This is a genomic window from Prevotella sp. oral taxon 313 (assembly GCF_003043935.1).
Taxonomy (GTDB): Bacteria; Bacteroidota; Bacteroidia; order Bacteroidales; family Bacteroidaceae; genus Prevotella; species Prevotella jejuni.
On record NZ_PYXE01000001.1, the window covers coordinates 2,902,300 to 2,924,605 of the forward strand.

Below are 22,306 nucleotides of genomic sequence, written 5' to 3' on the forward strand. Positions count from 1 at the left end.
GTTGCATATATAAAGAAGGTGTCACAATACTGTTACACACGCCTAATACGATGTGACATCTTATCGGATAACGCTTGTGTAACGACCACTTTGTGTGATGATGCGCACCACGTAAGTTCCCTTTGGTACGGAGAGGGTAAGGTTGTTGCTATTCTTCACACTATTGCTTGCTACTAACATACCATTCATACCATATACCTCCACACGTTTCAAGCCCAGCTGCTGTATGTGTAAGCGACCGTCAACGAACTGCAGTGTAGGTTTGATGATCAATTCTTCCACACCATCTGTTCCTCCCTCAGGATATTTGTCATACGGTCCATTGATGAGGGAAAGGTAAAGTGACGTTGTAGAAAATGGTAATAAGTCAACATTCCTACCATCTACCACACCAAACAATGCCACTCGATAACGTCGGTTATTGATGAGTTTCTCAGTCTTGGGGTCAATCCAGTCGCTGTTTATTATTGTCATATCATCAGCCTGTGAGAGGTCTACTTGTAGCGGATTCTTCGTTACTTGAATAGACATACCCGTCACAGTATCGATAAGATAGAGCGTCAGACCACCCTTGTAATGTACGTTCTCTGCAAGAGTGGCAATACATGCGACTCTGAATGTTGGACTTTTTGATACATCAAAGTTCTCCATTGGGACACTTCCTTCCTCGTTATCTTGCGTATAAACAGTCGCTTTTGAGAAAATACCAGCTTGACTCTTTTCTTCAATTGTGAGTGTATAAGGCTCTTGTGAAGCCACCTCACGCACTGGATAGCTTATGTTGTCGGTACTGGTGATGGTCGTGCGCAAATGATAAGTACCAGAAGCTATGTCGTAAGGAAGGTTGAACGGCAGTCTAACACGCTTTGTGTTGAAGGCATCAAAGTCTACTGTTCCTGCGGTCTCTGTGGTATATACCACCTTATTCTCATTGTTAATTAGTTCAGCCTTTACGGTTCCATAGAAGATATTAGCATCCAACTTGCGGATGTTTAGACGTAGCACATTCGGCTCACCTAACATCACTTTGTTGTCTAACTTAGGCTCGGTTGTGAGCAGGAAGGCTGGCTCTTCTGTTGGCAGCTCTAAGTAGGTTATCTTACTGTTCTCCACCTTCATCACGATATGAGGGGCAGTCTTCATTCTTGCCCAGGCGCCTAACGTGCTATCTTCAAGCATTCGTGCTGCAATAGGACAGAGTGAATAGGTGCCATCAGGCAATGCCTTAAAGTCGGGGGTGAAGGTCACCTTATCATTAACCACACCTCCAGAAATCCACTCACCATCGTTGAAGACAAATCGCTCTTTGCTGAATATCTTCCTTCCGTCCTGTCCGTATGGTGTTACTTTTACCAGTTTCCCCTCTTGGTCATAGATTCCTAAACCGATGTCGCCCACGAGAACAGCATTAGCATAGTTGACAAACCCAGTAAACATCACCTTTGCTGCATCGGATGTAGTGGTAGGAGCATCTCCTACGAACGCCATCATACCATCGTTGTTAAACTTGATAGTAGGCGACTGATACGCTATATCATCATCAATCTTCGGTGTATTAGGTTTGTTAGGATGTATCGCAATGACATGAATACGTTTGTTAAAGCTATGCTGTGCACCATTAAACTCACTACCTGTAGACTTTACATCCAAGGTAGCAAGTGAGTAATAGCCATTTGCCTGACCATTCCATCCAAAGTTCATGTGGAACTTATCCTCCTTATCAAAGCCATCGCAAACCCACGCATGACCACCTCCAGTCTTCGAATCACCGGATATGTAGAGTGGAAAACCATTGCGGAGCTCTTTCTTTACAATCTCAATAAAGTTGTCAACACCCTCGTTTGCTCTTGTTACCAACGCCGCATCATAGTCGAAGTAATTGCGCAAAGCACGCTCAGCCATATAGCTCTGCGTACCACTTACCCTATCCGTGTATTGCATATTGGTTGCAATACCCACGTCGTTCATCAACAATGCCACTGCATCTTCCTGCTTTGTAGTAACGTTCCTACGGTTATAATCGGGCAACATATTGTCCCAGTCGTAGTGTGACTTTGTGAAATCGGCTGACCGAACGGTGTTATCAAACGTCACTTTATAGCTCTCTTGTCCCTTTCCTTGTGCTGGCCATTTATGGTAATACATCACTTGTGCAACCGCAGTAGCCACACATCCCGTTACATATTGCGTCTGTTTGCTATAGGGATAGTCCTGTCCCCACTTGCTTTTCAGCATAGGCTGCACATCATCAGTCGCCTTTGTAGCTGTTTTTGCACGTGTGGTAAGCCCCTTGTTCTTGCCCAATTCCTCATACACCTGCCGATAGGTATCAAAGAGATAACGTGCTTCGGGATTGAGGTTGGCCATGTCGATAGATGCCTCATGACTATAAGCTAACACCTCACCCATCTTGTCGTCGCCTGCAACAACTACAAATCCTTTGCCCGTATCATCATTGAAGACGTAGTAAGGCTGTTGTGTTGTCGTTGCTGCAGCACGTGTTTTTAGGTTCTTGGCGGCTTTCTTACTAATGTTTACATACGTCCTCGCAATGCGCAGTGCAGTATTGAAATCAACATTGTCAGCATAGTTTGCTGTTGCTGAAAGTAGGAGGGTAAGAACAAGAAAACCTCTTTTCAATAGTTTGTTATGTGCTGAAAACACCGTCTTTCTAAAGTTAATTTGAAATATAGAATTAATCATGTCAGGTTTATACTAATTGGATTAATGGGCTACAAAGGTATATTATTTTTTCTTAATCTTAATTAGAAATAAGAGAAATATTCATTGTTTGCGATTAAAACTCAGTTTATATGCGTTCTTGCTGGCAGTCCCTTGGTTTGTATGGGTTTGTAGATTATCAGTTTACCAACCCTCCACAGTTTGTTTATCTCTGGTCGTATGGTATGGATGACCGTAATAAGAATGATAAAAAAGATTGCTGTTTTAAGGAGAGATGTATTGCTCTATATACCAAAAAAAGTTTTATTTTTGTTTGCTGTCATATTTAACACTTCGTGTAACCATGCTGTAAATTAATGAGTTAGGCGGTCGTTTATGATGACAGAAGTGACAGGAAAATTATTGTCTCATCAGTCCTATCGACCTTTCTTTATCGTAAGTTGTATGGTTCCTCCGCCTTTTCGAGTGGGGTTTCAATTATCTCCTTTCTATGAGCAGGCACACATCCTATTGCTTTTGCCGATATCTTTTATGTTGCGAAAAATCGTTACAGTGCATCTTGAAAAATACACGCAAGATAGGGGGATGTAATCTTCTTACATATAGTCTGTAACTCTCAATAAATCAGTGTGATATGATTAGTGTTGGAGAAGACGCCTTTCTTGCTCCAAGAAGGGCGTCTTCTTGCCTCAAGAAAGGCCTGTTCTTGAACGGAGAAGGGCCTCTTCTTCACTCATGAAGGGCATGTGTTAGAATCGAGAAGGGTGAAATTTATTTACAAAAGGATAAGGGAGAATCTCTCTCCATGACCTGAATAGGGAGGGACCTCCCCCAACCCCTCCGAAGGAGGGGAGCCCCTAACAGGATAAAGATTGCTGTAATCTTATTTATTAAAAAGTTCCCTCAGATGCGCACTTCTTCATCTATCAATATACAACTCCCAACACCTATCACTCAAGCAGAATATCTTCTCTTAGACGAACATTTCATCATCACCTAACAGTCAACACTCATCACCCACAAAGCAAACCATTAACACCCATCACTCAACACCCATCACCCACAAAGCAAACCATCATCACCTAATAGTCAACACTCATCACCCACAAAGCAAACCATTAACACCCATCACTCAACACCCCTCACCCAACATTCATGAGCGTGATTTCAATAGATTTCTCCGTCAAACTCACTTGCCAAAAGTTCTTCTCGAAGTCGTTGAAGTTCTCGACTTGGAGAGATTCCACCGATGAAGAGCGTGACACGTCTCCCATCCTTTATATCCACGACAACAGAAAAGGCGCCATTGAAATATATGCTCTGATTAAGCTTTATCCTAACCCAAGTTTAACACCCACTTTCGCCTAATCTAACTGTCACCGTGCTTTTTTCGTTTTTCTTATGGGCTCTGTGTCCTACAAATTTTATTCTTTTTGAATGGTGAGTGTTTTAAGTTCAACTTATCGTATATCTGTTTTGCTTGCTTCGAAGGACTACTACATTGGCGCATCTCGATGGTTTCACCTAATGGATTCTTCCCTTTTGTGGTGACAAGCTTTTGGGTGCTCATACGTCGTACTATCTCGGTCCAGTAAGAGGATTCTCCTTCCCGTTTTAATTGACAACGGATAGTGTTTACCACCCAGTAGGCTAATAAACCGAAGAAGAGGTGTGCATCGCTTCGCTCATCTTTCTGATGATAAATAGGACGGAGGTTGAGATCATTCTTTAGTTGTCTGTTCGTACATTCTATCTCACGAATGAGATTGTAGTATTCCCATGTCACACGCTCAGAAAGTGTCCTGACATTGCTGCGGAGGAAATAGACTCCGTGACCAGTTTCCATTGCCGATAGGTCTTTTATCTCCCAGTCTACACGTAGCATCTGATTGGGTTTCTTCTTATTTTTTATGTAGCTTATCTGGTAGAACTTCGCTATAGATGGGTACTTCTGTATGGTACGTCCTGTACGTTCAACAACCTTTTCATAGGTTTTTGTCCCACCTTTCTTGGAGATTCCTTCGTTTATCCTCTGCAGTTCCATCTCAAAACGCTCTCTCCAAACCCTGTTCATGGACGACTCTGTCATAGCTTTCGAAGGAGATGTTATTTCGAGATAATAATCCTTATCATCCTCTGTCTTAACCTCTTTCAGCGTTATCTTCTGCTGACGGGCATCTATTACCGTAACACTCTTATTATCATCACTGAGCGTATAGTCTTTCATTTTCGTACGGGATACGCAGAGATAATTGTAACCCTTTTTCTTTATTAGCTCCAAGTTCTCTTCCGTGGCAACACCTGCATCCATGACAACGAGCGTATCCTTGGTTCGTGATGGATTTCTCTTTGCCAGCGTATCAATCATATTGGGTAGAGACTTGGGATCTACTGTATTACCCTCTAAGATAGAAGAATTACGTATAAAACCTTCTTTATTGATACATAATGCAAGTACAAGTAGCTTACAGTCAGAGCGTTTTTCTTTTGAACGACCGAACTTGGCTTTATCGCTATTACGCTTACTATCCTCGAAATAGAAGTTGGTTAAGTCGAAGAGCATCAACTTGTTATCTATATTAAAGAGATCGTCAGTAACGCTGCACAAATGACACTCTAACTGTTCCTTTAGTTCATATAACTTGTCAGTGATTTTATACAGAGAATTGATTCCTGGTGTCCAGCCAGGAACTCCACTATAAAGTTCAGCGGCAGCCGAGTTATCGCGCAAATAATAATAAGATGAACGTTCAGAAACAGCATATACCGTGCGAACAATCAATGCTGACAAAGCCGTGTGTATCGCATTTTCCGTCCACCCGTTTTTGCGCAGAAAACCCTCTAACTGCAGCTTGTCTATTGTCTGCTTGCAGAGCCACTCTGCACCAACATTCCTTGCGTCAGTATAGCTTGCCGTCTCAAGGTCAATGTAGTTCTCATATTTTCTCAGCGACTTCTGTTCTTCCTTATTAAACCGATCGATTCCACCTTCTTTCTCCATACGGCTCCACCATTCGTCAGCCTTTGCCTGTTCAATAGGAGTAAGACCGTCAAGATGTTCCTTGAAAAGCGAGGGTGTACTTCTGGTTTTGAAGCGTTCGGTAAGAGCGTATGCAATTTTTCGAACCTGTACAGCAGTAAGTGAAGGTTCGAACCCGATGTTCAACAGAATTAGCGAATGTACATGACCCTGCACGTCACGATATGACTCCTTGATGCGATAATAAGGAGCCATGTCGCCTGTGGCAGGGTTGAATCGTGTCTGTACATTTGCGTGCATGAGTGCAAAGTAACAAAATAATTTTGATATGACTGTGTCCTACAAATCAGATTTTACTCCTCGTTACAATAACCTATACTTGATTATCAATCATTTATCAAATTGATACTACACAAAATATCCCGAAAATTTATGAAAAATAATTTTGCCAGTTAAACTTGGGCTAACAATATCTTTTATACAGATAGGTTGAGGAGGCTTAATCAGTGCGATATGGCCCTGTTGAAAACGGGGATACAGGTAACCATCAACTATAATAAAGCTATTTATAAGGCTCTTTGGAGGGTTGAGTACAAGCCGTCCAACAAAGAAGATAACTACCAATATAAAAAGTTGGATGGAAAGTACCAAAAGATAGATTTCACCGTTTGTCATAGGTCTAAGCGTTCTTATTTTATTTACAATCGGTGAAGACGTAGCCTATCGGCGGATGTTCCACATCGGTGTCTCACCTCCTCCGAAGAGAACGTCAATGTTAGCTCCATTCTTCTTCTCGATGACATCCCATGCACGTAACTGTATGAACTGTGCTGGCGAGAGGTTCAGCTCGGTCATGTAAGCCTTGTCGGCCACCGCTTTATTACGCTCGGCCTTGGCACGTGCCAGCTCCATCTCGGCTCTTTTCTCCTGTGTTTGCTTGGCTTGAATACTTGCAGCAGTCTTGTTCATCTCCTCTAACTGCTCCTTGTTAGGCATCACACGGTCGGTAATCACCTGTTGGATGTCAACAGGGAAATTGGCTTTTCGTGACAAGGAAGCTACATACTGGCGCATAGACTGCTTAATGCGGTCGTCGAACTTAGCAAGAACTTCACGATTACTCATCAAGTCGAATGGCGAACAAGATGACACATACTCACGTACCTTATTGCGGAAATAGGGTTCAATAAAGTTCTCAAACCAGTTCTCACCATAGTTTCTTAGTAAGTCGGGGGTCTGTCCCTTCTTCACTTGAATAATCATATACATATTGACATCAAGTGGAGTATTATCGTTTGAGAGTAGGTCGTCAAACTGAAACTGCATCTTCTGCGGTAGTATATTGAAGTAGACAGCCGACGTCGTTGGCGCTACGAGTGTGATAGAATTGACTGGTTCGTCAGAGACACGTGTGCTACCAAAGAAGATAGGCTTCATCTTCAATGCTGCTTCTTGGTCGTATGAAGGGTTTACGAAAGTGAAGAATACGAGGCTAAGCGCGCAGGCTGTGGCAATAAGGGCTACTGGGATTAACAGTTTCTTAGAATTATTCATGTTAAAGAAGTTAGAGAGGTTAGAATTTAAACGCTGTTGACTGTTTTGTCTTTGATTAGGATTCATATAGATAGACTTTGTTATGTTGCTTGTATAATATACTTTCTAATGATTGCAAAGATAGTGAAAATAATAATATGTCACAAATATTTATGGAGCTTATCACTTATTTTTCTGTGCTTTTTGAGGGATAGAAAAAGCCCCAGATACGGTGGATGTAACTGGGACTTATCGTTTCCTGCGTGCGTTATCACTTAGGTGAAGCTACTAAAACATTAGTCTTGCATGTCATCAGGGAGTGACTCTTTTATTCTGTCAACGAGCATTCGGAGTAGTGTATGACGTATGAAATTAGGCGAAGTCATAAGGATAATCTCACGAGAGGGCACTGGGTGCGCAAAAGGACGTACGAGTCGGTGTTGCTCCTTGGTGAGCTGTGAGAGTGCAAGTTGCGGTATGAAGGTGACTCCCTTGCCGTTCTCTACAATGCGCATGAAGGTCTCTATGCTTCCTAAGTTATAGCTCTTCTTACTTAATGCGGCCGACTTTAGCTGGCAGAACTTCACAAGTTGGTCACGAAAACAATGTCCTTCATCGAGTAACCATAGGTATTCACCAGACAAGTCGGCTGGACGAATAAACTCTTTAACGTACAGTGGGTCGTCTTCTGCTACGTATGCAAAGAACTGTTCACGGTAGAGTGATGTACAGTTCATCTCTTCCAAGCCGTCAACACGTGCCAATATACCAGCGTCGATAGTACCCCTTCGAAGTGCTTTGCGCATGTCTTCGGTCTTCATCTCCGTGATTCTCACATCCATCTCGGGGTGTTCATTCATCAACTGGGGAAAGAAGCGGGGGATAAGATAAGGTGCTATCGTTGGAAGCACAGCCACTTCAAAGGTGCCTGTAAGGGTCTGTCGCTCCTCGTCGATAGTCTGTCTGAGTTTCTTTGCACGGTTAAGAACCTTCCACGCCTCCTCTATCACCTTCATTCCCGCTTGTGTTGGCTGTATTGGTTGACGCTTACGATCAAAGATTTTAACCCCTAATTCGTCCTCTAACTTCTGTATCATCGAACTAAGGGTAGGCTGTGTAACATTACAATCATCGGCTGCCTTTGCGAAATGTTTCAGTCGATAAACTGCCATTACATATTCTAATTGTTGTAGTGTCATGCTTTTAATACAATATATAGACTATGACAAAAATAGATAAAAAAAGTCGAATAACCGTGTCTTCATCGTGTTTTTATTCTTTATACTCGGCTTTTTCATCTTTTATAGTGACTACTTTCGCCCCTCCATCATCATTAATAAGTATCGTTTTCTCCCCATATAAGCTCCGTATCAGTATCCCTCACCACCTGTTCCCAGTATTCCTTGTCATCCACTACTCATCTCTCAGTATTCATGAACACCCATCACCTATCACCCATCACCCATCTATCAGTATTCATAATCACCCATCACTTAACACCTTTCAATCAGTATTCATAAACACCTACCACCTATCACCTACCACCTACTAATTACCACCCAACACAAAAAAACAGCGGCTATCAATCTTTTAATTCGGCTTTTACTCGAGTGTAACCTGTTGATAATCAGTAGCAGAGTGGGGCTTGATAGATTTTATTAATCAGCACATAGATTTTATCTATTGGCTGTAATGATTACAAATACTAACTTTGCACTGCGAAACAAAAAAGTATAATCACATAAATAGAATTAAGTTAGATATGGAACCAATTATCAATGCACACGCACCAGAGTTTACCGTTCAGGCATTCCAGGACGGACAGTTTAAGACCGTTTCAAGCAAGGATATCGAGGGCAAATGGGCTCTCTTCTTCTTCTATCCAGCTGACTTTACCTTCGTATGTCCTACGGAGTTGGAGGATTTGGCTGATAAGTATGAGCAGCTTAAGGGCCTTGGTGTAGAGGTGTTCTCAGTTAGTACTGATACTCACTTCGTACATAAAGCATGGCATGACGCCTCTGATACAATCAAGAAGATTAAGTACACTATGCTTGCTGACCCAACTGGCGTATTGAGCCGTGGCTTCGGTGTTTATAAAGAGGACGAGGGTGTCGCTTATCGTGGTACATTCCTTGTAAACCCAGAAGGCCTTGTTAAGATTGCAGAAATACAAGACAACAGCATTGGTCGTAATGCTGATGAGTTGGTACGTAAGGTTGAGGCTGCTCTCTTCGTGGCTTCTCACGATGGTGAGGTTTGCCCAGCTAAGTGGAAGCAGGGCGGTGAGACCTTGAAGCCAAGCATCGACCTCGTAGGTAAGCTCTAAGACTTATTATCTGTAATAACAGACATAAGACTGTCATAGTAGTTATAATGGAGAGATAGGTCACCGTACTTTATCTCTCCATTCTTTATAATGTATAGAGAAATTTACAAGCCCCATGTTAGATTCAAACATACTCGAACAGGTGAAGGGCGTCTTTGCTTCGCTCTCATCTGATATAACGCTTAGCGTTACACGCAATAGTAATGACGAGAACTCGGCCGAGTTCTCTTCCTTCATAGAGGACATCGCTTCTACTTCCGACAAGGTTAAGGCCGTTTACCAAGAAGGAGAACGGTTCTCATTCAGTATTCTTCGTAATGGCGAGGAGACTGGTATCAGCTTCAGAGGCATACCCAACGGACATGAGTTCACTTCCTTGCTCCTCGCTGTACTTAATGCTGATGGACAGGGTAAGAACCTTCCTGATGAGGCGATAACGGCTCGTATCAAGGCACTGAAGGGTGAAATACGCCTTCAGACCTACGTTTCTCTCACCTGTACCAACTGCCCTGACGTTGTTCAGGCACTCAACGTAATGGCACTTATCAACCCTAATATCAGCAATGAGATGGTTGATGGGGGGCTATACCAGGATGAGATACAACGTTTGAACATACAGGGTGTACCGTCAGTGTACGTCAATGGCGAACCATTACACACTGGTCGTGGCGACCTCGGCGTCCTTCTCCAAGAGTTAGAAGACAAGGTTGGTACCGACCATGACGCTAACTCCGTGCAAACCGTACGTGATTATGATGTTATCGTACTTGGTGGTGGTCCTGCTGGAGCGTCGTCTGCTATCTATTCTGCCCGCAAAGGCTTGCGTGTAGCTATCGTTGCAGAGCGTATCGGAGGACAGGTAAACGACACAACGGGTATCGAGAATCTTATTTCAGTTACTAAGACAACTGGTACACAACTTGCTGCTGACCTCCGCACACATATCAATGATTATTCTATTGATGTTTTCGACAACCGTAAGGTGGTGGCAACTAATCTAAAGGAGGCTGTTAAGACTGTCTCTGTAAGGGGTGGTGAAACCTTTACCGCACCAGCTGTTGTGATTGCAACAGGTTCAAGCTGGCGTCGACTTGGGCTGCCTGATGAGGATAAATATATTGGTCATGGCGAGCATTTCTGCCCTCATTGCGATGGTCCTTTCTATAAGGGTAAGGACGTAGCAGTCATCGGTGGCGGTAATTCTGGTATCGAAGCAGCCATTGACTTGGCTGGTATTTGCCGCCATGTGACCGTCCTTGAGTTTGCTGACTCTATGCGTGCCGATGAGGTACTACAGCAGAAAGTGGCCAGCTTGACCAATGTTGATGTGTTTCTCTCTACTCAGACAACAGCTCTCTTGGGCGATGGTAAGAAGCTAACGGGCATTACCGTGAAGGATCGTACCAATGACGAGGAGCGTAATATAGCCTTGGATGGTGTCTTTGTGCAGATTGGTCTATCGCCAAACAGTGATGCTTTCAAAGACGAGGTGGAGGTTAGTCCTCGCAATGAGATTGTCATTGACGCAACAAATCGAACCAGTCTAAGGGGCGTATATGCTGCCGGTGACGTTACAACGGTGCCTTACAAACAGATTACAATCGCTATGGGAGAAGGTGCGAAGGCTGCCCTTTCAGCCTTTGACGACCGTATCCGTGGTTTGATATAACGAATAGAACTTTTCCATAACTTGAGTATATTTTGAGCCCGATGAGGCAGGTGTGAACTATCTTCACCTTGTCTATCGGGCTTTTTTATGGTTTATTCCAAAAATGAAAAGTTACTGTTATAATTATGATTACCAATACGAGGACGCTTATAGGGGGTAAACATAAATTCTTAATCGCCCTCTTCAAGTTCGAAAATATCATCTACACGTTTATCGAAGACACGTGCAATCTTCAGACTGAGAACTGTTGAGGGAACATACTTCTCGCTTTCGATGGCGACAATTGTTTGTCGGGACACTCCAATAAGTTCTGCTAATTGCGCTTGAGTCATACGTTTTATAGCTCGTTCTACTCTTATATTATTCTTCATTACCTATTCTTCTTTTATGTAGTTCGTACAGAAAACGGAAGTGAAACAGCAGGAATATGCTGAACATTGAGAGCATTAATAAAGTTATATAAACCATACCAAAGCAGAACCAAGTGAAGATAATAAAGAAAATCGTGTTTACTTTCAATGCCCATACTAATGAACGCATGCGGAGATGTTCAACATATTCATCCTCAACTATATTCTTTGAAAATGCTATCATATATAGAGAGAGAAAGGTCAAACAGTAGACAAGTTCAGAGAACATGTCTTCCTGTGCAAAATAAAAGAAAGAACGACCCTCTTGTTCAGGCGCAAAGAAATTAAGGTTCCCAATGTGTAAGGTAATAAAACTCAGTCTGTCATCATTAAACCAGTCGTTGATACCTAACCAGGAAACCAAGATCATGACACAACAGGGGGTGAAAATAATCCAACCAATCTTCCTAAAGATGTGGGGTAAAAGGTAGTCTGCTTTCATAAAGTAGCTTTTTTGATTAATAAGAAAAGATTTCTATCACGCTACAAAAGTAATATTTACCTTTCTAAAAGTCAAGTAAACTATACAAAAAGATTGCTTTAATAGTCTTGTATTTAACCTTTATTTGCATTGAAAGCTATCTCTTGGGCTCTTTCTCTTCGTTTTTTTTCTGAATAGAGTCGGCTTTTAATTCCTGTTGTGTCTGTCGATAGGCCTTGAGGATAGGGTCTTCCTTATCCTCTAAACCGTCCATTTTCTTGAAAACTTCACGTAGCTTCTCAACATGCTTACGGTCTCTACGGTATCGTTTATCAAGCATAAGCCCAACATCAAACTCTAATAGGGAATGGGCTGGCTTCTTTTCTAAGATGTCTCGCTTCGGCATTCTCTTTAAGAGTTCACGTCCGTCAACAATCTGTTTGCCTGTCACTATGACTTCATCTAAGTAATGTTCTGCGGGATAGAGAAACACCGTGTCGCGTAAAACCTCATTGCGTAACAGTTTCTCTGGTGCGTATCCTTTCTTTTTGAAGCTGGCTGTTTGGAAGGTATCGGGTAGGGTGATGAGCCCTTTCCATGTGGTTAGTCCGATATTCTTACCGTCTGCAATGACTAAAACATCACGTATTGGGAAATGTGAGACGCCATCGCATACCAGCACCTCCTGGGCTTGAAGTGAGGCCAAGGGGAGTAGTAATAGCAAGAGGAAAAGTACGACTCGTCTACGCATAGCTATCTATTTGTTTTTTGCAAACTTACATAAAAGTTTTCTTATATACCCTTTTTCGTAATTGTTTTTCGTGGAGAGGAATGTAATCGTAACTTTGTTTAACCTGAAACGACCCTCTTAGTTGATTTTTCTTGCCCTCTTTGCGGAATATCTACACCCCCTTTTGTCCTCGTTGGCATGGCATATTAATGTCTTGTTTAGACCTGTCTTAATACGACTCATCACTTAGTTTGGGTTTATTTTCATGAACGGAAATATTTATTTTCACGATAAAAAATATTTTTCTTCATGACAATAAATATTTCTTTTCATGAAAATAATTCGTGGAATACGATATTTTCAGCCTTTAAGACTGAACCTTTCCATGTGGATTTATTGTGTTTATTGTTTTTAATTACTATCTTTGCAGAAGATAGGCGGCACTCGGCAATGTCAAAGCAAGCTTTCATTGCACTCGTTTGCACTATCTTTGCAGAAGATAGTCGGCACTCGGCAATGTCAAAGCAAGCTTTCATTGCGCTCGTTTGCACTATCTTTGCAGAAGATAGGCGGCACTCGGCAATGTCAAAGCAAGCTTTCATAGCACTCGTGTGTACTATCATTATAAAGAGTAATTCACCTTAAAAGGATATTAAAAGATATGACAATAGAAGAGAAAACAAAGATAGAAGAGAGTATCGTTGACGTGTTGAAGACTGTTTACGACCCAGAGATTCCTGTGAATATCTATGACCTTGGTATGATCTATAAGATTGATCTTGATGATGAGGGTAACCTTGATATGGATATGACCTTTACTTCTCCATCCTGCCCAGCAGCTGACTTCATATTTGAAGATGTGCGCACAAAGGTGGAGAGTGTCGAGGGTGTTAAGACTGCAAACATTAATCTTGTGTTTGAACCGGTCTGGGATCAGAGTATGATGTCAGAAGAGGCACGTGTTGAATTAGGTTTCGAATAAGCATCCTCGCTCCCTCTTCGTTAGCCCAGAGGTGCCCCCTCGTCCCCAGCTCGGTCCCTGCTTCTGAGGTACTACCTCAGAACTCCCTCCGAAATCACCCACCTTTCATCACCCATTCACCCTCCCAATGATATGAAAAATATCTATTTCCTTTCTGATGCCCACCTTGGTTCACTTGCCATTGACCACCGTCGAACACACGAACGCCGCCTTGTACGCTTCTTGGATAGCATTAAGCATAAGGCTGCTGCGGTCTATCTCCTTGGAGATATGTTCGACTTTTGGAATGAGTATAAGTATGTTGTCCCCAAAGGATTTACTCGCTTCCTTGGGAAAGTGTCTGAGTTGACGGACATGGGAGTGGAGGTCCATTTCTTTACAGGTAATCATGACCTATGGACCTACGGCTATTTAGAGGAGGAGTGTGGTGTCATCCTTCATCGCAAACCAGTGACAACGGAAATCTATGATAAGGTGTTCTATCTTGCACATGGCGATGGCTTAGGTGATCCAGACCCAATGTTTCGCTTTCTTCGGGAGGTGTTCCATAATCGTTTCTGTCAACGACTGCTTAACTTCTTCCACCCTTGGTGGGGAATGCAGTTGGGCCTTAACTGGGCAAAGAAGAGTAGATTGAAACGTGTCGATGGGAAGGAAATACCCTACTTGGGCGAAGATAAGGAGTATCTGGTGCAATATACGAAGAAGTATATGGCTACTCATAAGGATATAGACTACTTTATCTATGGTCATCGCCACATCGAACTGGATCTCACACTGTCGCGGAAAGTGCGTATGCTCATCCTTGGCGATTGGATATGGCAGTTTACTTACGCCGTCTTCGATGGTGAACACATGTTCTTAGAGGAGTATGTAGAGGGTGAAAGTAAGCCTTAACAAACGTAAAAATTTCCTATTTGTAAAGACAAATGGACCCATTTTGAGTATAAAATATAAATTTTCGCAAAAGAATTTGGAGGTTATCAAACAAAAGCGTAACTTTGCATTGTCTTTAAGAGGGATGGACATTAAACCATTACCGATAGAGAAGAAGACTGGTGTTCAGCCTTTGATTTGATTTAAGACATTCATAATATAAAATAAAACTCAGGTTTGTAGATTAAGTTTAGTTAAAAGAAAGGTAGTTGTCGTGAGACAACTACCTTTCGCGTTTCTATGTGTCTTTATCGTTATTCGACAATGTCTTTATACAAATATAGGCGGTTATAGCTCCCTATGGGATGTCTATAACCGCCTAATACGTCTAAGTCACGATGTTTACTTCTTCAAGTCTCTGACCAAGTCCTGTGTGTCGCGTGCAATAACAATCTCTTCGTCTGTTGGAACAAGGACAACCTTTACCTTTGAGTCGTCGGTAGAGAGTACCTTTTCCTCACCTCGGCACATGTTGCGTTCCTTGTCGAGTTTAATGCCAAGATACTCCATGTCCTTGCAAGCATCCCAACGAAGACCAGTCTGATTCTCACCCACACCAGCTGTCCAAACGATGATGTCCACACCATTCATTGCTGCTGCGTAAGCACCGATGTACTTCTTAATACGATAGGTGTACATCTGTAATGCCAGATGAGCCATCTTGTCGCCAGCGTTGTCAGCGTTCTCAATGTCGCGCATGTCCGAGCTGATGCCAGTAATACCAAGTACACCAGACTCCTTATTAAGGAAGTCTGCCATCTCCTGTGGCTTCTTTCCGAGTTTCTCCATTAGGTATGTAACGGCAGAAGGGTCGATGTCGCCAGAGCGTGAACCCATCATCAAACCTGCCAATGGGGTAAGTCCCATAGAGGTGTCGATGACCTTACCATTCTTGATAGCAGCCATTGAAGCACCATTACCGATGTGACAAGTGATAATCTTCTGTGTCTTAATGTCAACACCAAGCATCTCACAGACACGGTGTGACACGTAACGATGGCTCGTTCCATGGAAGCCGTAGCGGCGAACATGGTACTTCTTGTAGAACTCGTAAGGCACTGCATAGAGGTAAGCGTAGTCAGGCATGGTGCTGTGGAACGCATTGTCGAATACTACTACCTGTGGTGTGTGAGGCATTAAAGCGTCAACAGCACGCAAACCACGCAAGTGTCCTGCGTTATGAACAGGTGCAAGGTCGATAAGACTCTCGATACCTTCCTCCACCTCCTTGGTTACGATGCAGCTCTTCTCAAATAGATCGCCACCTTGTACGACACGATGACCAACAGCGTCTATCTCGTCCAAGCTCTTCAAAGCACCCATCTCTGGGTCGAGGAGCACCTTGAATACGAGTGCAACACCCTCCTTGTGGGTAGGAAGGTCAGCCATAATCTGCTTCTTCTCACCATTGTCAAGTTTCACTTTGATGAATGCCTCATCAAGACCAATGCGTTCAACGATACCCTGAGCCAGTACAGACTCGTCTGCCATATCGTACAGTTTGTATTTAATAGAACTACTTCCGCAGTTTAAAACTAATATCTTCATATACGTAATTGTGATTATTGAATGATGTTGTTAGTAATATTGATTTTGAGTCTTGCTGGTTTCTAATAGTGCAACAGACGAAGTAATAACTATTAGATCAGCACTTTTGATTTCAGTTTACCTCTTTGCGTCCTGTGCTTGACACGCTGTGATAGCTACCATATAATAGATATCATCGACGCAGCAGCCACGTGAGAGGTCGTTTACAGGACGTGCTATACCTTGGAGGATAGGGCCAATAGCCTTCGCACCACCGAGGCGCTCAATCAGTTTATAGCCAATGTTACCTACCTCAAGGTTAGGAACAACGAGCACGTTAGCCTTACCTGCGATGTCAGAACCTGGTGCCTTCTTTGCTGCAACGGCTGGGACTAATGCGGCATCTGCCTGTAGTTCGCCATCAACCTTCAGTTCTGGGAATTTCTCTTTGGCAATCTTTGTAGCCTCAACGACCTTGTCGATGATATAAACACTCTTACCGGTCTCACGGTCCTTAGCGTCTTGTGCAGAGCCCTTAGTAGAGAAGCTCAACATAGCAACGTATGGATTCTGGAAGCCAGCAACGCTCTTTGCGGTCTCAGCAGTGGTATATGCGATCTGAGCCAACTGGTCGGCTGTTGGGTTAGGAGTAACAGCAACGTCGCCCATAACGACGATTCCGTTCTCACCATACTGTTCCTCATGTGTAAGAATAAGCATAGCACCACTCACACAGCTAATCCCTGGTGCACATTTAATAATCTGTAAGGCAGGACGAAGGGTATCACCTGTGGTAGAGAGGGCGCCAGAAATCTGTCCATCAGCACCTCCTGTCTTAATAATCATGCAACCGAGGTAAAGATTGTTCTTGGTTACCAGCTCACGAGCCTGCTCTAATGTCATACCTTTCTTTTGGCGTAGTTCGGCCAATTTAGCGGCATATTCTTCACTCTTTGGGTTGTTTTCTGGGTCAACAATGGTAGCCTTGTCAATATTCTTAAGCCCCCACTCTGTGGCAAGCTTACGTATGTTGGCTGGGTTTCCAATGAGGATCAGATTGGCGATGTCGTCAGCCAACACTCTGTCAGCTGCCCTTAAGGTACGCTCCTCTTCTGCCTCGGGGAGCACGATACGCTGCTTGTCGGCTTTAGCACGTGCAACGATTTGCTCTAATAAGTCCATATTTGTATCTTAAAATGTATTTATTATAAATTCAGTTTTGCTATGCAAAGATAGCAAAAGAAAGTTGTAATGCCAAACATAATTATTGTTTTCTCCCATAAAAGAGAATTATGTTGTTTGCTAAACATTTTTAGTAATGACCTTACTATGGCTGTCTTTTGAATGTGATAGGGGTGAAAATGCTCCTATTTTACCTTCTTTCGTAGTTGTACAGGGACTTCACACCGCATGTGCGGATAGTGTACATCAATGGTAATCGGGGCTAAACAGGACGCTATCTACTTACATTAGCTTATATGATGATAGGAGATACCATTTTATTTCACCCTTATAAGAATAAAAGCAAGCCTGCCTTTGTGAGTCTAAAGATTTCTGATTATCTTTGTAATCTAAACAATGTAGATAATTATATGATTAAGTTTCATGATGTAAAGACGACCGACCGTGAATTAATACAGCGTTATACGCTGTGTGGCGACCGCATGAATTGCGACTTAAGCTTTGCCAACATCATTTCATGGAGGTTCTTATATAATACGCAAATAGCTGAGGTTGATGGCTTCTTAGTGTTCCGTTTCTATACAGGACACCATCTTGCTTATATGGCTCCGGTGTGGAAATGCAAGTGGGAGGAGGGGATGCGAGAGCGTTTTGCTGCTGTTGTTCGTCAGATGCGAGACGATGCTATCATCTTGGGTCATCCCTTCTTGATGTTAGGCGTATGTTCTTATATGACGAAAATATTAGAGGAAACCTTCCCAGAGACCTTTTATATTAAGCCAGACCGCGACCACTTCGATTATATCTACACACGAGAAAAGCTGGCGACACTATCTGGTAAGAAGCTACAAGGGAAGCGTAACCACTGTAATAAGTTCCGTAAGAGCTTCCCAAACTATGAGTATCGACCACTAACAAAGGACATGATACCAGAGTGTATCGCTGTGGAAGAGTCATGGAGAGCTGTCACAAAGGAAGATACAGACGAGTCTGAAGAACTCTCAGAGGAGCTTCGTTCAATGACACGTGTCTTCGACTTGTGGGATGAGATTGGTGCTCTCGGTGGGACAATATGGGTAGATGGCAAGCTGATAGCCTTTACCTTTGGCTGTCCTATTACGAATACGGTCTTTGACGTGTGTGTTGAGAAGGCTGACACGGCCTACGAAGGAGCTTTCTCTATCATCAATCAGGAGTTCGCACAGCATCTCCCAGAGCAATATGAGTATATGAATCGTGAGGAAGACCTTGGTATAGAGGGTCTCCGATATGCGAAGCTTTCTTATAAGCCAGACATCCTCTTGGAGAAGAATGTTATCATGGAGAAATATCCACTGGCGCAGGAAGAGACACAGGAGGAGATTAAGGAGGAGACGATAGCACTATGGCGTGACACCTTCCATGACGTTGAACCCTTTATTCAACTTTATTTCTCACGTGTCTTCAAACCTGAATATAACGTTATCTGTCAGGTTGATCAGCACACTGTGGCAGCCCTTCAGACGCTCCCTTATACGATGAAGTATTATTCAGAAGAGGTGCGAACTGCTTATATTAGTGGTGTGAGTGTACGAGAGGAGTACCGCAAGCAGAACATGGGCAACAACCTTATGTCACAGGCTCATTTCCGTCTTTATCACAAGGATATTGTCTTTGCCACATTAATACCTGCTGAGGAATGGCTTTATGACTGGTATGCTCGATGTGGTTACACACGTAACATCACTTGTACTCCGGGTCCGAAGGAGATTGACAAGATAGACTTTAAGACCTTTGATGAGTGGCAACGCAAGAAAGACTGTGTACTCTTACATGACGAGGAAGGGTTGGAGATTATTAAGGAGGACAATCGTCTCACATTGACGCTTAACCCGACTGGACAGCAAGAGACCAAAGATATCCCTGCAATGATACGTGTTATCAATGCGGAGAAAGCATTAGAACTCTATGCGCAACGCCATCCTGAACGTACAGAGAATATCCGTGTGTATGACGATTCGGATATTCCAATGAACAACACATACTTCCAAATCAAGCGAGGACACGTCGTTCGAACAAATCGACCGTTGCCTGATACGCGCTCACTAACGATTGCTGAGTTAGCTGATTATATCTTTAAGGATGATAGCCTTGAGATGAACTTAATGCTTAATTAGGTGTTAGGTGTTAGGTGTTGAGTGTTAGGTGTTGATGAATAGTGATGTTAGATGTTGGTTGATGGGCGTTGAGTGTTGAATGTTGGTTGCTGATTTACATTTTATCCAACCCCCTTTATAAGTATTCACCCAACACCTACCACTCATCACCCAACACCTACCATTCATCGCTATTCATCAACACCTACCCCTCAACACCCAACACCCATCACACAGTGACAATCTCTTTTGTGAGGATACTCTCCAACTGCTCGGCTGAAAGACGTAGTTGGAACTCACCGTGCATGGCAACACTAATGCGCCCCGTCTCCTCTGATACGATGATAGCCAAGGCGTCTGAGTCTTGCGAGATACCCATGGCAGCACGATGGCGGAGGCCAAGTTCCTTTGGAATATCCTGCTTATGACTGACAGGAAGGATGCAACCTGCTGCTTTGATACGGCGTTTTGAAATCACCATCGCACCGTCATGAAGGGGTGAGTTCTTAAAGAAGATGTTCTCTATTAGGCGTTGGTCGATACGAGCATCAATCAGGTCACCGGTTTCAACAATGTCTTCCAACATCACACCACGCTCTATGACAATCAGTGCACCAACCTTTCCACGACTCATACTCATACAGGCCATGACGATAGGCATAATGGTCTCTTTGTCTACCTCACCTTTATTGCCTTTCCTTGTGAATAGTTTCATGATGTTATTCACCTTTCGGTGTGCGCCAAGGCTATAGAGGAAGTGACGTATATCTTCTTGGAACAGAACGATAAGACCGATGACTCCCACCGAAACGAGCTTGTCTAAGATACTACCTAATAAGCGCATCTCTAACACTTGACTGACTATGAGCCACACGATAATGAATACCATGATACCGATAAAGACGTTCAGCGAACGCGACTCTTTCATCAATCGGTAACTATAGTAGAGCATCAATGCTACCAGCACGATGTCGATTACATCCTTTATACCAAATGGGAAAAACATAATTACAAAACTACTCCCCGTCTTTTTACCATCGTCTCTGACCGTGTAGGGCAGAGGATAGCTGATAGTGGGTGAAGTATGGGTTATCTGTTGGGTTATAATTAATGTGTAAAATCGAGCTTACTGCTCGGCATTCTGACGCATTGCCTCAACGATTCTCACTGCTTCAACGGCAGGACGAACGTCGTGAACGCGAAGAATGTTGGCTCCTTTCATGAGGGAGATAGTGTTCAGAACGGTTGTACCGTTAAGACTCTCTGCGGCTGTTATGCCTAAGAGCTGATGAATCATACGCTTACGACTAATGCCAACGAGTATAGGTAGTTCCATTACCTGCAGTCGCTCCATCACGCTTAGTAGTGTGTAATTACCGTCGACGGCCCCTTTTCCAAAGCCAAAGCCTGGGTCGAGGATGATGTCTTTCTGTCCTAAAGCACGTAGTTCTTGCACTTCACGTGAGAAATTGATGAGCATATCGTGTAGATTGGCTGCCGTAGACATTAATATATAAGGTGCACCTAATTCGGCGACAGAAGGGAACATGTTTGGATCTTTGCCTTCTTCAACATCATTAATGATGTCGGCTCCAAACTCTTCTATCGTTCGTTTGGCTATTGACGCACGGAAGGTATCGATAGAAAGGATAGCATCTGGCTCGGCTTCTCGTATGATGGGGAGTGCAAAAGCCAGTCGACGCATCTCTTCATCAGCACTGACAACCTCGCCGCCAGGGCGTGTTGAGCATGCACCAACATCAATAATCTTCGCTCCCTCAGCCATTATCTGGTGTGCACGTTGGCGGATAGCCTCCTCTGTCTGTACTCGACTGTCGGCAAAGAAAGAGTCGGGTGTTACATTCATGATACCCATGACGAGTGGATGACTCAAGTCGATGAGTTGCCCTCGTACGTTGATAGTGTAATTAGTGGGCTTTATGTCTGCCCCAAGGTTCATATTCTCCATATCCGCAAAGGTAATGCAAAAGTAGCATATATGGGAATTTTGAATTGAAAAAAATAACTTAGTGGGGGAGACAGGGTTTGTTAAAGACAGGGTAACAGGGTAGGGTGGGATGGTTTGAGACATGGTAACAGAGTAGACGGGGTTTGTTTAAGACAGGGTAACAGGGTAGAGTGGGATGGTTTTAAGACATGGTAACAGAGTAGACAGAGGATGTTTAAGACAGGGTAACAGGGTAGAGTGGGGTGGTTTTAAGACATGGTAACAGAGTAGGCAGGAGATGTTTGAGATAGGGTAACAGGGTATTTGGGGGCGTTATAAGGCATGATAACAGGGAGATGGGGGAGTTAGTGATGTGGGAAAGTGATGTCGTTTGTAAGAGAGAATGAGGTTTGTAGAACTTGATAAAAAAGATAAGATGAAGGTAGAGTGGCGTTAGGTCTCGAATTATTTTCATGAAGAAAAATATTTCTTGTCATGAAAAAAAATATTTTTCTTCATGAAAATAAATCTTTCCTGTCGTGAAAATAATTTGAAGGTGGAACTTTTCTCTTATTGTAGAACGAGTTGTGAAGATGGTAGAAAGGTGTAATCAAATGATGGGTTGAGCCTTGCGAATGGGCCGTTATACTCTTTTCTCTTATCCTATAATAAGCTTTTAAGGAATGAGGAAAGCAAGAAATAGGTTACAGTATTCTATTGTTAAGAATTGGGGAAAGTGAGGAATAAGATTTAGGGATAAGCTTTTAAGGAATGAGGAAAGCAAGAAATAGGTTACAGTATTCTATTGTCAAGAATTTGGGAAAGTAAGGAATAAGATTTAG

General features: G+C 43.0%; 18 protein-coding genes. 6 read left to right on the top strand and 12 right to left on the bottom strand.

Annotated features, from left to right (window positions below):
- Positions 1-60 precede the first annotated feature (60 nt).
- The 4 genes from AXF23_RS11365 to AXF23_RS11385 form a co-directional block, all read right to left on the bottom strand.
- Positions 61-2,703 carry a thiol protease/hemagglutinin PrtT gene (locus tag AXF23_RS11365; protein WP_107625368.1) on the bottom strand — a complete coding sequence of 881 codons (2,643 nt, stop codon included), beginning with the start codon at positions 2,701-2,703 and terminating at the stop codon, positions 61-63.
- Positions 2,704-4,081: 1,378 nt separating this feature from the next.
- Positions 4,082-5,962 (bottom strand): IS1634 family transposase, encoded by a 1,881-nt coding sequence (locus AXF23_RS11370; protein ID WP_107625369.1) that lies wholly within the window; start codon positions 5,960-5,962, stop codon positions 4,082-4,084.
- Between the two features lie 420 nt (positions 5,963-6,382).
- Complete coding sequence (locus AXF23_RS11380) at positions 6,383-7,282, bottom strand: SPFH domain-containing protein (protein WP_107625371.1); 900 nt, start codon at positions 7,280-7,282, stop codon at positions 6,383-6,385.
- 209 nt (positions 7,283-7,491) lie between these two features.
- Positions 7,492-8,394: a hydrogen peroxide-inducible genes activator gene (locus AXF23_RS11385; RefSeq protein ID WP_107625372.1), complete on the bottom strand. Its 903-nt coding sequence runs from the start codon at positions 8,392-8,394 to the stop codon at positions 7,492-7,494.
- A gap of 23 nt (positions 8,395-8,417) precedes the next feature.
- On the opposite strand from AXF23_RS11385, the gene AXF23_RS15855 reads away from it, so the two are divergent.
- From AXF23_RS15855 to ahpF, 3 genes are all read left to right on the top strand, one after another.
- Positions 8,418-8,747, top strand: a complete 330-nt coding sequence (locus AXF23_RS15855; RefSeq protein WP_146156741.1) for a hypothetical protein — start codon at positions 8,418-8,420, stop codon at positions 8,745-8,747.
- A 210-nt stretch (positions 8,748-8,957) separates the two neighbouring features.
- Positions 8,958-9,524 carry an alkyl hydroperoxide reductase subunit C gene (gene ahpC / locus AXF23_RS11390; protein WP_089365394.1) on the top strand — a complete coding sequence of 189 codons (567 nt, stop codon included), beginning with the start codon at positions 8,958-8,960 and terminating at the stop codon, positions 9,522-9,524.
- A 115-nt stretch (positions 9,525-9,639) separates the two neighbouring features.
- The gene (gene ahpF / locus AXF23_RS11395; RefSeq protein WP_107625373.1) at positions 9,640-11,193 is read left to right on the top strand and encodes an alkyl hydroperoxide reductase subunit F; all 1,554 of its coding nucleotides are present in this window, start codon (positions 9,640-9,642) and stop codon (positions 11,191-11,193) included.
- 170 nt (positions 11,194-11,363) lie between these two features.
- Here ahpF and AXF23_RS11400 read toward each other — a convergent pair whose 3' ends face one another.
- The 4 genes from AXF23_RS11400 to AXF23_RS16130 form a co-directional block, all read right to left on the bottom strand.
- Entirely contained in the window at positions 11,364-11,564 is a 201-nt protein-coding gene (locus AXF23_RS11400) for a helix-turn-helix transcriptional regulator (protein ID WP_009012559.1), read from the bottom strand.
- Positions 11,554-12,045 (bottom strand): hypothetical protein, encoded by a 492-nt coding sequence (locus AXF23_RS11405; RefSeq protein WP_107625374.1) that lies wholly within the window; start codon positions 12,043-12,045, stop codon positions 11,554-11,556. The genes AXF23_RS11400 and AXF23_RS11405 overlap by 11 nt, the downstream gene beginning before the upstream one ends.
- 136 nt (positions 12,046-12,181) lie before the next feature.
- Positions 12,182-12,775 (bottom strand): hypothetical protein, encoded by a 594-nt coding sequence (locus AXF23_RS11410; protein ID WP_107625375.1) that lies wholly within the window; start codon positions 12,773-12,775, stop codon positions 12,182-12,184.
- Positions 12,776-13,083: 308 nt separating this feature from the next.
- Entirely contained in the window at positions 13,084-13,356 is a 273-nt protein-coding gene (locus tag AXF23_RS16130) for a hypothetical protein (protein ID WP_199222213.1), read from the bottom strand.
- Between the two features lie 59 nt (positions 13,357-13,415).
- Between AXF23_RS16130 and AXF23_RS11420 the strand changes: the two genes are divergently transcribed.
- Both AXF23_RS11420 and AXF23_RS11425 read left to right on the top strand, forming a co-directional pair.
- Entirely contained in the window at positions 13,416-13,736 is a 321-nt protein-coding gene (locus AXF23_RS11420; RefSeq protein ID WP_107625376.1) for a metal-sulfur cluster assembly factor, read from the top strand.
- A 132-nt stretch (positions 13,737-13,868) separates the two neighbouring features.
- Entirely contained in the window at positions 13,869-14,633 is a 765-nt protein-coding gene (locus AXF23_RS11425; RefSeq protein ID WP_009012553.1) for a UDP-2,3-diacylglucosamine diphosphatase, read from the top strand.
- Positions 14,634-15,014: 381 nt separating this feature from the next.
- On the opposite strand, the gene AXF23_RS11430 is transcribed toward AXF23_RS11425, so the two are convergent.
- Both AXF23_RS11430 and pta read right to left on the bottom strand, forming a co-directional pair.
- Positions 15,015-16,220, bottom strand: a complete 1,206-nt coding sequence (locus AXF23_RS11430) for an acetate kinase (protein WP_089365388.1) — start codon at positions 16,218-16,220, stop codon at positions 15,015-15,017.
- Between the two features lie 117 nt (positions 16,221-16,337).
- Positions 16,338-17,381: a phosphate acetyltransferase gene (gene pta, locus AXF23_RS11435; protein ID WP_107625377.1), complete on the bottom strand. Its 1,044-nt coding sequence runs from the start codon at positions 17,379-17,381 to the stop codon at positions 16,338-16,340.
- Between the two features lie 410 nt (positions 17,382-17,791).
- Between pta and AXF23_RS11440 the strand changes: the two genes are divergently transcribed.
- Complete coding sequence (locus tag AXF23_RS11440) at positions 17,792-19,537, top strand: GNAT family N-acetyltransferase (protein WP_107625883.1); 1,746 nt, start codon at positions 17,792-17,794, stop codon at positions 19,535-19,537.
- 208 nt (positions 19,538-19,745) lie between these two features.
- Here AXF23_RS11440 and cdaA read toward each other — a convergent pair whose 3' ends face one another.
- Together cdaA and folP are read right to left on the bottom strand one after the other, a co-directional pair.
- Positions 19,746-20,522: a diadenylate cyclase CdaA gene (cdaA, locus tag AXF23_RS11445; protein WP_089365387.1), complete on the bottom strand. Its 777-nt coding sequence runs from the start codon at positions 20,520-20,522 to the stop codon at positions 19,746-19,748.
- A 120-nt stretch (positions 20,523-20,642) separates the two neighbouring features.
- Positions 20,643-21,485, bottom strand: a complete 843-nt coding sequence (gene folP / locus AXF23_RS11450) for a dihydropteroate synthase (protein WP_107625378.1) — start codon at positions 21,483-21,485, stop codon at positions 20,643-20,645.
- Between the last annotated feature and the right edge of the window lie 821 nt (positions 21,486-22,306).

Coding starts and splice junctions, on each gene's coding strand:
- AXF23_RS11380 (WP_107625371.1), bottom strand. CDS start 7,282: ATGAATCCTAATCAAAGACAAAACAGTCAACAGCGTTTAAATTCTAAC.
- AXF23_RS11400 (WP_009012559.1), bottom strand. CDS start 11,564: ATGAAGAATAATATAAGAGTAGAACGAGCTATAAAACGTATGACTCAA.
- pta (WP_107625377.1), bottom strand. CDS start 17,381: ATGGACTTATTAGAGCAAATCGTTGCACGTGCTAAAGCCGACAAGCAG.
- folP (WP_107625378.1), bottom strand. CDS start 21,485: ATGGAGAATATGAACCTTGGGGCAGACATAAAGCCCACTAATTACACT.
- cdaA (WP_089365387.1), bottom strand. CDS start 20,522: ATGTTTTTCCCATTTGGTATAAAGGATGTAATCGACATCGTGCTGGTA.
- ahpC (WP_089365394.1), top strand. CDS start 8,958: ATGGAACCAATTATCAATGCACACGCACCAGAGTTTACCGTTCAGGCA.
- AXF23_RS11420 (WP_107625376.1), top strand. CDS start 13,416: ATGACAATAGAAGAGAAAACAAAGATAGAAGAGAGTATCGTTGACGTG.
- AXF23_RS11440 (WP_107625883.1), top strand. CDS start 17,792: ATGATTAAGTTTCATGATGTAAAGACGACCGACCGTGAATTAATACAG.
- AXF23_RS11425 (WP_009012553.1), top strand. CDS start 13,869: ATGAAAAATATCTATTTCCTTTCTGATGCCCACCTTGGTTCACTTGCC.
- AXF23_RS11405 (WP_107625374.1), bottom strand. CDS start 12,045: ATGAAAGCAGACTACCTTTTACCCCACATCTTTAGGAAGATTGGTTGG.
- AXF23_RS11385 (WP_107625372.1), bottom strand. CDS start 8,394: ATGACACTACAACAATTAGAATATGTAATGGCAGTTTATCGACTGAAA.
- AXF23_RS11430 (WP_089365388.1), bottom strand. CDS start 16,220: ATGAAGATATTAGTTTTAAACTGCGGAAGTAGTTCTATTAAATACAAA.
- AXF23_RS11410 (WP_107625375.1), bottom strand. CDS start 12,775: ATGCGTAGACGAGTCGTACTTTTCCTCTTGCTATTACTACTCCCCTTG.
- ahpF (WP_107625373.1), top strand. CDS start 9,640: ATGTTAGATTCAAACATACTCGAACAGGTGAAGGGCGTCTTTGCTTCG.
- AXF23_RS11370 (WP_107625369.1), bottom strand. CDS start 5,962: ATGCACGCAAATGTACAGACACGATTCAACCCTGCCACAGGCGACATG.
- AXF23_RS11365 (WP_107625368.1), bottom strand. CDS start 2,703: ATGATTAATTCTATATTTCAAATTAACTTTAGAAAGACGGTGTTTTCA.
- AXF23_RS15855 (WP_146156741.1), top strand. CDS start 8,418: ATGACAAAAATAGATAAAAAAAGTCGAATAACCGTGTCTTCATCGTGT.
- AXF23_RS16130 (WP_199222213.1), bottom strand. CDS start 13,356: ATGAAAGCTTGCTTTGACATTGCCGAGTGCCGCCTATCTTCTGCAAAG.